Origin of the sequence: Polaribacter sp. 11A2H (genome assembly GCF_011379025.1) — a bacterium.
Lineage (GTDB): Bacteria > Bacteroidota > Bacteroidia > Flavobacteriales > Flavobacteriaceae > Polaribacter.
This window is the reverse complement of sequence record NZ_WTLD01000004.1, coordinates 307,566-320,399: the sequence shown is the minus strand read 5'-3', so window position 1 is coordinate 320,399 and position 12,834 is coordinate 307,566. Positions and strand designations below refer to the sequence as shown.

15 protein-coding genes and 2 tRNA genes are annotated in these 12,834 nt (G+C 29.7%); 9 read left to right on the top strand and 8 right to left on the bottom strand.

Annotated features, from left to right (window positions below):
* Positions 1-38 precede the first annotated feature (38 nt).
* Genes GQS58_RS07455 through xrtF form a run of 3 tightly spaced genes read right to left on the bottom strand, consistent with a single transcriptional unit; the run spans position 39 to position 1,446 of the window.
* A complete protein-coding gene (locus GQS58_RS07455) occupies positions 39-437 on the bottom strand; it encodes an HYC_CC_PP family protein (RefSeq protein WP_166384431.1) in 399 nt (132 codons plus the stop codon).
* Between the two features lie 44 nt (positions 438-481).
* On the bottom strand, positions 482-913 hold the full coding sequence (locus tag GQS58_RS07450; RefSeq protein ID WP_166384429.1) for an exosortase F system-associated membrane protein: 432 nt from the start codon (positions 911-913) through the stop codon (positions 482-484).
* Positions 910-1,446 carry an exosortase family protein XrtF gene (gene xrtF / locus GQS58_RS07445; RefSeq protein ID WP_166384427.1) on the bottom strand — a complete coding sequence of 179 codons (537 nt, stop codon included), beginning with the start codon at positions 1,444-1,446 and terminating at the stop codon, positions 910-912. Before xrtF ends, GQS58_RS07450 begins: the two co-directional genes overlap by 4 nt.
* Before the next feature lie 49 nt (positions 1,447-1,495).
* On the opposite strand from xrtF, the gene GQS58_RS07440 reads away from it, so the two are divergent.
* The 9 genes from GQS58_RS07440 to GQS58_RS07400 all read left to right on the top strand — a co-directional run bounded on the left by GQS58_RS07440 (position 1,496) and on the right by GQS58_RS07400 (position 9,806).
* Positions 1,496-1,948, top strand: coding sequence for a GAF domain-containing protein (locus GQS58_RS07440; RefSeq protein ID WP_166384425.1), 453 nt, complete (start codon positions 1,496-1,498; stop codon positions 1,946-1,948).
* Positions 1,949-2,024: 76 nt separating this feature from the next.
* Positions 2,025-2,153: a phosphoribosylaminoimidazolecarboxamide formyltransferase gene (locus tag GQS58_RS07435; protein ID WP_166384423.1), complete on the top strand. Its 129-nt coding sequence runs from the start codon at positions 2,025-2,027 to the stop codon at positions 2,151-2,153.
* Positions 2,154-2,288: 135 nt separating this feature from the next.
* Positions 2,289-3,815: a bifunctional phosphoribosylaminoimidazolecarboxamide formyltransferase/IMP cyclohydrolase gene (gene purH, locus GQS58_RS07430; protein ID WP_166384421.1), complete on the top strand. Its 1,527-nt coding sequence runs from the start codon at positions 2,289-2,291 to the stop codon at positions 3,813-3,815.
* Between the two features lie 77 nt (positions 3,816-3,892).
* Entirely contained in the window at positions 3,893-4,921 is a 1,029-nt protein-coding gene (locus GQS58_RS07425; RefSeq protein WP_068449442.1) for a rod shape-determining protein, read from the top strand.
* A 19-nt stretch (positions 4,922-4,940) separates the two neighbouring features.
* Positions 4,941-5,771, top strand: coding sequence for a rod shape-determining protein MreC (mreC, locus tag GQS58_RS07420; protein WP_166384419.1), 831 nt, complete (start codon positions 4,941-4,943; stop codon positions 5,769-5,771).
* Positions 5,764-6,267, top strand: coding sequence for a rod shape-determining protein MreD (mreD, locus tag GQS58_RS07415; protein ID WP_166384417.1), 504 nt, complete (start codon positions 5,764-5,766; stop codon positions 6,265-6,267). The genes mreC and mreD overlap by 8 nt, the downstream gene beginning before the upstream one ends.
* Entirely contained in the window at positions 6,267-8,132 is a 1,866-nt protein-coding gene (mrdA, locus tag GQS58_RS07410) for a penicillin-binding protein 2 (RefSeq protein ID WP_166384415.1), read from the top strand. The genes mreD and mrdA overlap by 1 nt, the downstream gene beginning before the upstream one ends.
* Position 8,133: 1 nt before the next feature.
* Positions 8,134-9,414 carry a rod shape-determining protein RodA gene (gene rodA / locus GQS58_RS07405; protein WP_166384413.1) on the top strand — a complete coding sequence of 427 codons (1,281 nt, stop codon included), beginning with the start codon at positions 8,134-8,136 and terminating at the stop codon, positions 9,412-9,414.
* 152 nt (positions 9,415-9,566) lie between these two features.
* Positions 9,567-9,806 carry a transposase gene (locus GQS58_RS07400; RefSeq protein WP_317168368.1) on the top strand — a complete coding sequence of 80 codons (240 nt, stop codon included), beginning with the start codon at positions 9,567-9,569 and terminating at the stop codon, positions 9,804-9,806.
* A 240-nt stretch (positions 9,807-10,046) separates the two neighbouring features.
* Here the strand turns inward: GQS58_RS07400 and rpsT (GQS58_RS07395) are convergent, their stop codons facing one another.
* From rpsT (GQS58_RS07395) to proS, 5 genes are all read right to left on the bottom strand, one after another.
* Positions 10,047-10,298: a 30S ribosomal protein S20 gene (gene rpsT / locus GQS58_RS07395; protein ID WP_068449447.1), complete on the bottom strand. Its 252-nt coding sequence runs from the start codon at positions 10,296-10,298 to the stop codon at positions 10,047-10,049.
* Between the two features lie 36 nt (positions 10,299-10,334).
* Positions 10,335-10,406, bottom strand: a tRNA-Glu gene (locus tag GQS58_RS07390).
* A gap of 356 nt (positions 10,407-10,762) precedes the next feature.
* Positions 10,763-11,014: a 30S ribosomal protein S20 gene (gene rpsT / locus GQS58_RS07385; protein WP_166384410.1), complete on the bottom strand. Its 252-nt coding sequence runs from the start codon at positions 11,012-11,014 to the stop codon at positions 10,763-10,765.
* A 34-nt stretch (positions 11,015-11,048) separates the two neighbouring features.
* Positions 11,049-11,120, bottom strand: a tRNA-Glu gene (locus GQS58_RS07380).
* A gap of 96 nt (positions 11,121-11,216) precedes the next feature.
* On the bottom strand, positions 11,217-12,695 hold the full coding sequence (proS, locus tag GQS58_RS07375; protein WP_166384408.1) for a proline--tRNA ligase: 1,479 nt from the start codon (positions 12,693-12,695) through the stop codon (positions 11,217-11,219).
* Positions 12,696-12,834: the final 139 nt, after the last annotated feature.

Here is a 12,834-nt window from a genome sequence, read left to right as displayed (position 1 = left end):
TCGCCTTTAGGCAATATTTATAGATTTAAAAATTAAAATCAAATTAAAAAAGATTGGTAAAGAATCTGATAATTTAGAAGAATACCAGGTGGTGAAATGTTGTTGTAGTTTATCTCTTTAGAATCTTGTTCTAGAAATAAATCATTAAAAGAAATATAAAACGATGCTAGAAATTGTTGTTTTGAAAAATCAAAATCATCAACTTGAGTTTGTCTTAATTGATCTTGCCCTTTAATTTGATGAACCTCATTTTTACAACAGTTTTCATTAGCTGTAATTTTTTGCATTTCTAAACTACAATCATTAGCAGCACCTATATATGAGATATCTATTAAAGAATCTCCACAATAATGCTTTTCTATCGTAAAAGAAAACGTAGAAAACAACACTAGAAGTGCTAACAGAAAAGACGCTATTTTAGAAAAAAACTGTTTCATCGCTTTTGCAAATTTACAACAACAAAATCAAATTGGTTATTAAATTACTTATTACTCATTTTTTGATAATAGAAAGCAGGAAGCAATATTAGTAAAAATAGTGGATGTATTAAAAATCTACGAATGTAAAACGGCAGCAAATAGCCACTTTTAAAATTATCCTTTAGTAAAAAAACAAACAGAATAATAAGAATTACAAATGCTATCATTAAAAAATAACTAGCAAATTTTAAATAATCTTTACGCTCAAACAACACCCAAATTATACCTAATGAAATTACAGAATTTATAATATACCTAAATAACATATTTATTACCAGCTTCCAAGCAACTATATTCTGAATACCTGTGTACAAATAATCATTTTTAAAATACATGATTAAAGGGTCATAAAACAAATTCGTTTGAAAAGCTCTTACAGCAATTAACAACACAAAAAGCAAGAATATTAATACTATTTTTAGGTATTTACTCATTTTTTAAACTTAGAAAATTGATTAACCCAAATAACCCAAAGCATAAAAATAGCACCATAAATAATAGCTGGAAATACCAAACCATGTAAGAGTTCTTGATTTTCTGGATATTTATAAATCATTACTGTTAGAAATGCAATTCTTAATACATTAATTGTATAAATAAACAAACTACCAAACAGAGAGTATAAGAAAGTAGCTTTTAAAGACCCTGAAAAAGCAATAATAAAAGATATAAATAAAATAATTAAACTAACAGAATTACACCCTTCTATAACCCTAGCGGTATATTTACCTTCTATGATTAGTTTTACAGAAACTTCTTTATCATGCTGAATAGCTTCTACATTATAATCGAAAAAAGTAAGCACTTTTACCGTTTGGTCTGCCACAAGTGTTGTTATGGATGCTGTTTTATAAATCCCTTCCTTTTCTTGAGAATGCTGTAAGTAACTGTTATAAATTGTAACTAATAAAAAATAAGTTACAAAAAACTTAATTAGAAAAATGATGATGCTTTTATGTTTCTTCACAATAAATTTTATTTAATTTTGCGACTTATTTACAGAACGAATATACAAAATGAATATAGATATTTTACAACAACAGATCGACAAAATTATTTCATCTAACACATCTAAAGATGAGAAATTACAAGCTATATGCGATTATTTAGAAAAAGAAATTTCTTACTATGATTGGGTTGGTTTTTATTTTAAAAACGGAGATAAAGACGAGCTAAAACTAGCTCAGTATACAGGAGAAGAAACAGAACACACTATTATTCCGTTTGGAAAAGGTATTTGTGGGCAAGTTGCTGTTAGCAATGAAAACTTTGTTGTACAAGATGTTTCTGCTCAAGACAATTATATTTCTTGTGGATGGAAAGTAAAATCTGAAATTGTAATACCAATTTTTGTTGCTGGCGAGAACATCGGCCAGATTGATATAGATTCTCATACAGCAAATACATTTTCCGCAAAAGACGAAGCACTTTTAGAGTATATTTGCAAAGAATTATCAAGTATCCTTTAATTTTATTGATTTATATTTAATTTATTCTTATTTTTGATAAATATAATGTAATTTATATTTATCAAATTTAAAAACAATGAGAAAACACGAATCGACTGCTACATTTACCTCTAGAAACTCATCATCTAACCATAACACAAAAAACGAATCTATTTTAGATCATTTTATTGTTTGGTTTCGAGATTTTTTAGAAAATGCAGAGTAGTCGATTCTTGTGTTTCTTATCCTAAATATTTCATTTAATATTTGTTGTTAATTACTTGCTATTTTTGTTACTATCTTTTATTGCCTTAGAAGATTGCTTTACCTAAATTTGCACGCTTAAACAACACAACACTAAATGAGCACTTCAAAAACAATTAAATCCGCATTAATTTCGGTATTTCACAAAGATGGTCTAGAACCAGTTGTAAAAAAATTAAATGAATTAAATGTAACTATCTACTCTACAGGTGGTACAGAAAAATTCATTAAAGATTTAGGAATCAATGTAATTCCGGTAGACGAGGTTACTTCTTACCCATCTATTCTTGGTGGAAGAGTTAAAACACTACACCCTAAAGTTTTTGGAGGTATTCTTAACAGACAAGACAATGAAAGCGATGTTGCTGAATTGGCAGAATTTAATATTCCGCAAATAGATTTAGTAATTGTAGATTTATATCCGTTTGAAAAAACAGTTGCTTCTGGAGCACCAGAACAAGATATTGTAGAAAAAATTGATATTGGAGGAATCTCTTTAATTAGAGCTGCTGCAAAGAATTTTAAAGACACGGTTATTGTTTCTTCTATGGACCAGTATGAAGGCTTCTTAAATACACTTTCTGAAGGGAATGGAGAAACTACAATTGCTGAAAGAAAAAAATTAGCTGCAAAAGCATTTAATATTTCTTCTCATTACGATACTGCTATTTTTAACTATTTTAATGAAGATGAAATAGTTTATAAAGCAAGTGAACAAAATGCAAACGTTTTACGTTACGGAGAAAACCCTCATCAAAAAGGATATTTCTTTGGAGACTTAGAAGCAATGTTTGATAAACTTCACGGAAAAGAATTAAGCTACAATAATTTATTAGATGTAGATGCTGCTGTAAATTTAATTCAAGAATTTAAAGGAGAAGCACCAACTTTTGCTATTTTAAAACATAACAATGCTTGTGGTTTTGCACAAAGAGACACAATTAGTGAAGCGTATACAGATGCTTTAGCAGGAGATCCTGTATCTGCTTTTGGTGGTGTATTAATTGCTAATACAGAAATAGACAAAGAAACTGCAGAAAAAATTCATACTTTATTTTGCGAGGTTGTAATTGCTCCTTCTTTTTCTGATGAAGCATTAGCTATCTTAAAAGGAAAGAAAAACAGAATTATCTTAATTCAGAAAGATGTTGCATTGCCGACATCAACTGTAAGAACTTGTTTAAATGGTTCTTTAGTACAAGATAAAGATAGTATTACAGATCAATTATCAGATTTAAAGTACGTAACCAACAATAAACCAACTCAAAGTGAGTTAGATGATTTGTTATTTGCTTCTAAATTGTGTAAAAACACAAAATCTAACACCATAATACTTGTTAAAAACAAACAATTATTAGCTGGAGGAACAGGACAAACTAGTAGAGTTGATGCATTAAACCAAGCTATTGAAAAAGCAAATTCTTTTAAATTTGATTTAAATGGATGTGTAATGGCAAGTGATGCGTTTTTCCCTTTTCCAGATTGTGTAGAAATTGCAGATAATGCAGGTATAAAAAGTGTTATTCAACCTGGTGGATCTATTAAAGATCAACTAAGTATAGACTATTGTAATGAACACAATATATCTATGGTAATGACAGGAACAAGACATTTTAAACATTAATTTTTAATATGTAATTTGCACTCAGAAATTTAGTAAGTTTGTAGAGTTACATCAAAAATAAACAACAAAGATATTTTATGGGTTTTTTCGATTTTATGACGGAAGATATTGCGATAGATTTAGGTACCGCAAATACTTTAATAATTCACAACGGTAAAGTGGTTATTGATAGTCCTTCTATTGTTGCCAGGAACAGAATTACTGGAGAAATCATTGCAATTGGTAAAGAAGCCAATTTAATGCAAGGAAAAACCCATGAAAATATTAAAACAATTCGTCCGTTAAAAGACGGAGTTATTGCAGATTTTGAGGCATCTGAACAGATGATTAAAGAATTTGTAAAGCAGATTCCTTCTATTAAGAAGCGTTTATTTCCACCAGCATTAAGAATGGTTATTTGTATTCCTTCTGGAATTACAGAAGTAGAAAAACGAGCTGTTCGTGATTCTGCAAAACACATGAATGCTAAAGAAATCTATTTAATTTATGAGCCTATGGCTGCTGCAATTGGTGTTGGTATAGACATTATGGAGCCAAAAGGAAACATGATTATTGATATTGGTGGTGGTACAACAGAAATTGCTGTAATTGCATTAGGTGGTATTGTTTGTGATCAATCTGTAAAAGTTGCAGGAGATCTTTTTACAAATGATATTATGTACTATATGCGTACACAACACAATTTACATGTTGGAGAATCTACTGCAGAAAAAATAAAAATCACCATTGGTGCAGCAACAGAAGATTTAGAAACTCCACCAGACGAAATGTTGGTTCAGGGTAGAGATTTACTGAGCGGCAAACCAAAACAAGTACAAGTTTCTTATAGAGAAATTGCAAAAGCATTAGACAAGTCTATCTTAAGAATTGAAGATGCTGTAATGGAAACTTTATCTAAAACTCCGCCAGAATTGGCTGCTGATATTTACAATACAGGTATTTACTTAGCAGGAGGTGGCTCTATGTTAAGAGGTTTAGACAAACGTTTATCTAGAAAAACAGATTTACCTGTTTATGTTGCAGAAGATCCTTTAAGAGCAGTTGTTCGTGGAACAGGAATTGCGTTAAAAGAATTAAAAAAATACAAAAATGTATTAATGAAATAGTAGTTTTTAAGTTCTTACAATGCAGCAGATTATCTATTTTTTTCAGAAGTTTAAGTATTTTCTGTTTTTTATATTGTTAGAGTTAATAGCGCTAACTTTTACTTTTAACAACCTAAGTTTTCATAAAAGCAAGTTTATAAACTCTGCGAATAGTGTTACAGGTGGTTTTCTTACAACCCTTTCTAATTCTACAGAATATTTAGGATTAAAGTCTGAAAATAAATTATTATCAGAAGAAAACACACGTCTAAAAAATCTTTTAGAGCAAAATAAATCTGTAATTTTTAATATTGACTCTACGATAATAGATTCAACAAAATACCATCAAAATTACACTTTTACAAATGCTAAAATTATCAAAAATAACTACTCTAAACCATTTAATTTTATAACTATAAATAAAGGTAAAAACCAAAATATAGATAAAGAAATGGCTGTAATTAATAGCAAAGGAATTATTGGAATTACAGAAAACTCATCAAACAATTATACGAGAGTTCAATCTATTTTAAATAAGAATAGTGGTATTAATGCACGTCTTAAAGGAAACTCATTTTATTACGGAACATTAAAATGGAACAGTGTAGATTATAATATTGTTCAGTTACACGATATACCTAGACAAGCTCCATTAAAAATTGGAGATACCATTGAAACAGGAGGAAAATCTACTATTTTTCCGGAAGGAATACCTATTGGAACGATCTCTAAAATAAACAAAGGAAACACTGCTAATAACCAAGTAGATGTTAAGCTTTTTAATGATATGAGTAACCTTGGTTATGTGTATATTATTAAGAATTTAGATAAAGAAGAACTACAATTTCTAGAAAACACAAGCAATGAATAAAAGTATAAATCAAATTTTATCTTTTTTATTCTTGTTATTCCTACAAGTATTAGTACTAAATAACATCAATTTTTTAGGGCATATAAATCCATATCTTTATATAAGCTTTGTAATTTTATACCCATTAAATGAAAAAAGATATTCTTTTCTTTTTATCAGTTTTCTTTTAGGCTTATTTGTTGATTTCTTTTCAGATTCTGGAGGTATACACGCCTTTGCAACTTTATTTATTGCTTATATTAGGTTGTTTTTTGTGAATGTTTATTTTAGAAAAATACCTGCAGATTACCCTTTCTTCAGCTTAAAATCTGAATCTTTTGGTAAAGTTTTTAACTATGTAGTAACTTTAACAGTAATTCATCACCTTATTTATTTTTCTTTTGCTAATTTTAGTCTCGATAATTTATCTATGGTTTTTTTAAACACATTATATTCTAGTGTTTTTACATTGATTTTATTTTTTCTGGGAACTTATATTTTTACTAAAAGCGAATAATGCAAAGAAGTTTTTTACTCTATATTTTAATAACACTTATCGGAATCCTTTTTATTGGAAGACTGTTTCAATTACAAGTAATTAGAGGTGCCAGCTATGATCCTATTCATAATTCTGCCGTAAAAATAGAATACGATTATCCAGAAAGAGGTTACGTATACGATAGAAACGGAAAACTTTTAGTAGCAAACCAACTTTCTTATGATGTTATGGTGCAACCAAACCAGGTAAAACCATTAGACACTATAGAATTTTGTAATCTATTAAAAATTGATAAAGAAGATTTCTTAAAAAGATTAAAAAAAGCAGATAATTACGCACCTTATTTACCTTCGGTATTTTTAAAACAATTGGCAAAAGAAGATTTTGCTTTTCTTCAAGAAAAATTACATAAATACAGCGGTTTTTTCATTCAAAAAAGAATCATTAGAAAATATCCAATAAATGCTGCAGCAAATGTACTTGGCTATATTGGAGAAGTAAATGAAACTTTGGCAAAAGAGAATGCCTACTATCAACCAGGAGAGTTAATTGGAAAAGATGGAATTGAAAGACAGTATGAAGACTACTTAAGAGGAACAAAAGGAAAAAAATACTTACAAAGAAACAACTTAAATAAAGTTACAGGATCTTATTTAGACGGTTCATACGACACCATTCCAGAAAACGGAAAAGACTTAACATTAACCTTAGATATTGAGCTACAACTTTATGCTCAAAAACTAATGTCGGGTAAAAGAGGCGGAATTGTAGCAATAGAACCATCTACTGGAGAAATCTTAGCATTAGTTACTGCTCCTTCTTACGACCCTAACATGTTAGTTGGTAGAAAACGATCTAAAAACTCTACAATACTATTTAACGATACTATAAGTAAACCTTCTTATGACAGAGGTTTATTGGCTACCTATGCACCTGGTTCTCCTTTTAAAATGATGAATGCTTTAATTGGTCTTCAAGAAGGTGTAATTACAGAAGATACAGGTTTTAGTTGTCATCATGGTTTTAGATACGGTAGCAGAGCAGGTGCTTTTATGGGGTGCCATTGTGGAATTACAGGAAGGCCAGTACAACTAAAATCTGCCATTGCTAGATCTTGCAACACTTTCTTTTCTCAAACCTATAAAAAAATTATAGAAAAAAACAATAAACCCTCAGAAGGTTTAGACACTTGGCATAATCATATTGCTAGTTTTGGTTTGGGTAATTATTTAGGGTATGATTTACCTGCCGGAAGTCCCGGATTAATTCCTACCGGAAAATATTATGATGATATTTATAAATATTCTTGGAACGGTTCTACCACAATATCTAACGCAATTGGTCAAGGAGAAGTTTTAACAACACCAATTCAACTAGCTAATTTTACAGCAGTAATTGCCAACAGAGGATATTTTTATACACCACACGTATTAAAAGAAGTGAATAAAACTCCTATAAAAGATTCTACATATACAATTGCAAAAAAAACAACTATAGATAAAAAGTATTTTTCTCCAGTTGTTGAAGCTATGCACGAAGTATTCAAAACAGGAACAGGGAGATTTAACCAAGTAGAAGGTATTGAAATTTGTGGAAAAACCGGAACCGCAGAAAATTTTGCGAGAATAGACGGTCAAAAAATTCAACTCCCAGATCATTCAATTCTAGTAGCCTTTGCACCTAAAGACAACCCTAAAATTGCTATAGCTATTTTTGTAGAAAATGGTGGATTTGGATCTACAATTGCTGCTCCAATTACCAGTTTACTTATAGAAAAATATATAAATGGTAGTATATCTAAAGAAAATAAATATAGAGAGCAACGAATGTTAGACTTAAACTTAAAAGATATTTACGCTAAATTAAATCAAAAACCTCAATAAATTGCGCCAAGAACGAAATAACATTTTTGCTGAGATCGATTGGCTTTTAGTTTTCTTATTTGCAATTCTTGTTGGTTTTGGATGGATGAATATATATGCTGCATCTAAAACAGAAGATACTACACAAATATTGGATTTCTCTACTAATTATGGTAAACAAATTCTTTGGATTATTTTAAGTGTACCATTAATTGTAATCATTCTTTTTTTTAATTCAAAATTTTACGAGAAATACTCCAGTATATTCTACATAATTTCATTGATTGTCTTAATTCTTTTATTTCCATTTGGTAAAGAAATAAATGGTGCAAAATCTTGGTTTAGCTTTGGAGGCATTAGTTTACAGCCGTCAGAGTTTGTAAAAGCATTTACTGCATTAGCTGTTTCTAAGCTTTTAAGTGATAGACAATACAATTTAGGCTTAGTTAAAAACCAGATAAAGGCTTTTATAATTATTTTTACACCTGCTGTATTAATTACATTACAACCAGATGCAGGTTCTGCTTTAATTTACTTAGCTTTTTTCTTTGTTCTAAACAGAGAGGGATTAACCCTAAATTATATTATATTAGGTACTTTGGCCATCGTTATTTTTATTTCAACTATATTCTTCGGATATACTTCCGTTTTATTTACCCTATTATTATTAATTACAATAGGTGTTGGATACGCTATTTATAGAGGAGGTAAAAGATTTTTTCGTTTTAATTGGTATAAAGTATTAGCACTTTATATAGTTGCCACACTCTTTGTATTTGGAACAAACCTAACTTATAATAACATTTTTAAACAACACCATAGAGATCGTTTTGAAGTATTATTAGGTCTAAAAACTGATAAAAAAAATATTGGATACAACTCACACCAGTCAGAATTAACAATTAGTTCAGGCGGTTGGACAGGGAAAGGTTTTTTAAAGGGAGATATTACTAAAGGAGATTTTGTACCAGAACAACACACCGATTATATTTTTAGCACTATTGGTGAAGAATGGGGATTCTTAGGAAGTAGCATGGTTATTATTCTTTTTATGTTGATGATGTATAGAATCATTTATCTGGCAGAAACACACGCTAATAAATTTGGACGAATATATGGCTACAGTGTCGCTTCTATTCTCTTTTTTCATGTTATTGTAAATATAGGAATGGTTATAGGATTACTACCAACTGTTGGTATACCTCTACCCTTTTTTAGCTACGGAGGTTCATCTCTTTGGGGATTTACAATCTTACTCTTTATCTTTATTAGATTAGATGCTCATAAACACTACGACTGGTAGAATAAGCATTAAGCCAACTCCATAGCAAAACCTATTTTATTAACAATTAATTACAGTTCTTAGATAAGACTGTAAGACCTTACTTAAAGGGATAAACTAAAGTTATACACAACCAGGAATAAAAGCCTTTAGAAAGCAAATTAGAGATCTAAATAATAGTTACTTCCCCTTATGAAAAGATAAGACAAGCAAAGTTTAAAAGCTTCAATAGCATTGCTAGAACAATGTCTATACATTATCAGAATATACTCAACTATTTTGACAATAGAAGTACAAACGCTTCTGCAGAATCTTTTAATGCTAAAATCAAGGCCTTTAGAGCACAATTTAGAGGTGTTAGAAACATCAAATATTTATACCTAATTTCTAAATCCCATAACTTTTGGACTTGATCCTTCTTAGATAAGACTACAAAGACTACTTAAAAGGATAATAATGTATCAACTAAAAGTTATACACCAGTAGTGATAAAAGCCTTTAGAAAGTAAATTAGAAATCTAGATAATACATACTTCCCCCTTATAAAAGTAAGAGCTACTTTTAGACCTTATAAGAATTATTATTTAAATTTAGAACAAAAAAAAGCTCTGAATTTTCATTCAGAGCTTTTAATTATATATGCTTTTAAAATCTTACAATGCAGCAACCTGCTTTGTTAATTTAGATTTTAAATTAGCTGCTTTATTTTTGTGGATAATGTTATTCTTAGCTAACTTATCTAACATAGAAATAACTTTACCTAATTTTGTTTCTGCATCTGTTTTATCTTCTGCAGCACGTAAATCTCTAACAGCATTACGTGTAGTTTTATGCTGATATTTATTACGTAACCTTTTAGCTTCGTTACTTCTAATTCTCTTTAATGCTGACTGATGATTTGCCATAATACTTAATTTATTAGTTTTTTATATTAAAACTTGTAGTCCGTACGGGAATCGAACCCGTGTTACATGGATGAAAACCATGCGTCCTAACCCCTAGACGAACGGACCATAACAATTAAAAATGCCTTAATTGCGGCTGCAAATATACAATGTTTTTTAATTCCTGCAAGTAAATATTATAAAATATAGTATTTTTTTTTAAAAAATATTTAATCAGTACTCAAAACATACTTTAAAGAAATATTCTAAAAGCTTAAAAACCAATAATTAAACCTCTATATACTCTCTCTAAGTAGTTTTAAGATAACAAATATATTTCTGCAATTTATCTTAAACACACTACATATTGTCTATTTTAAGGAAATCGACAACATGTATCTATAAAAAGTTCTAGCTTAAATTTAAGACAAAAAAAACTCTGAATATTACTATTCAGAGTTTTAATTTTTTTAAGGCTTAAAATATTACAATGCAGCTACGTGCTTTGTTAATTTAGATTTTAAATTAGCCGCTTTATTTTTATGGATAATATTAGTTTTAGCTAATTTATCTAACATAGAAATAACTTTTACTAATTTTTCTTCTGCATCTTTCTTATCTTCTACAATACGTAAATCTCTAACAGCATTACGTGTAGTTTTATGCTGATATTTATTACGTAACCTTTTAGCTTCGTTACTTCTAATTCTCTTTAATGCTGACTTGTGATTTGCCATAATACTTTAATTTGTTTTTTTTAATAAAACATTGTAGTCCGTACGGGAATCGAACCCGTGTTACATGGATGAAAACCATGCGTCCTAACCCCTAGACGAACGGACCAGAACAATTAAGTATATCCTAATTGCGGCTGCAAATATACAATGTTTTTTAAATCTTGCAAGAGTTTTATAAAAAAAAATGTTTTTTTTTATAAAACTAATATGCTTTTGCAAAAAGAACCCTCCTAGAAGAAGGTTTTCCTGTTAAAACACAGACACCTACCTCTTCTTTAGCATCATTAGGTATACACCTAATAGTAGCCTTTGTGTATTCTTTTATTCTATCTTCTGTTTCTTCTGTACCATCCCAATGAGCAGAAACAAAACCACCTGTATTTTTTATTGCACTCTTAAATTCTTTAAAGTCATCTACAACCGTTGTATGTTCTTTTCTAAAATCTATTGCCTTGTTAAATAAGTTTTCTTGAATTTCTTCTAAAAGGTTCTCTATAAAAGAAACAGCATCATCTTGTGCTACAATTTGTTTTTCTAAAGTATCTCTTCTAGCAATCTCTAAAGTACCATTTTCTAAATCTCTATTTCCTACTGCAATTCTTACTGGTACTCCTTTTAATTCGTATTCGGCAAACTTAGCTCCTGGTCTATAAGTATCTCGGGTATCAAACTTTACAGAAATTCCTTTTAAACGTAATTCTTTTACAATTACATTCATTTTTTCAGAAATAGCCTCTAATTGATCATCTCCTTTATAAATTGGAACAATTACAACTTGTATCGGTGCTAATTTAGGAGGTAAAACCAAACCTAAATCATCTGAATGAGTCATAATTAACCCACCAATTAAACGTGTAGAAACACCCCAAGAAGTAGCCCAAACATGTTCTTGTTTCCCTTCTTTAGAAGTAAACTTTACATCAAATGCTTTTGCAAAATTCTGACCTAAAAAATGACTTGTTCCTGCTTGTAAAGCTTTTCCGTCTTGCATTAAAGCTTCTATAGTATAAGTATCTACTGCTCCAGCAAAACGTTCGCTATCCGACTTTACACCTTTTACCACTGGCATAGCCATAAAATTTTCTGCAAACTCTGCATAAACATCTTGCATCTGCTTAGATTCTGTTATAGCTTCTGCTTGTGTTGCATGAGCAGTATGCCCTTCTTGCCATAAAAATTCTGCAGTTCGTAAAAACAAACGTGTACGCATTTCCCAACGAACCACATTTGCCCATTGATTTATTAATAATGGTAAATCTCTATAAGATTCAATCCACCCTTTATAAGTATTCCATATAATTGCTTCAGAAGTTGGTCTTACCACCAATTCTTCTTCTAATTTAGCTTCTGGATCTACTCTTAATTTACCTGGATTTTCAGGGTCGTTTTGTAAACGATAATGTGTAACAACAGCACATTCTTTAGCAAAACCTTCTGCATTTTTCTCTTCTGCTTCAAATAGACTTTTAGGCACAAGTAAAGGGAAATAAGCATTTTCATGCCCAGTTTCTTTAAACATTCTATCTAGTTCTGCTTGCATTTTTTCCCAGATGGCATAACCATAAGGTTTAATAACCATACAACCTCTAACGGCTGAGTTTTCAGCTAAATCCGCTTTCACTACTAACTCGTTATACCACTTAGAATAATCGTCGGCTCTTTTTGTTAAATGTTTACTCATAATCAAAAGTTTGGCACAAATATTGTAACCTTTATTGTGTAAATGTTTGTTAAAAATTAGTTATAATATACGAAAACAGTACAAAACTACTATAAATTAAAGAGTTTTAACTACATTTAATTAATAAAATAAGTATTCA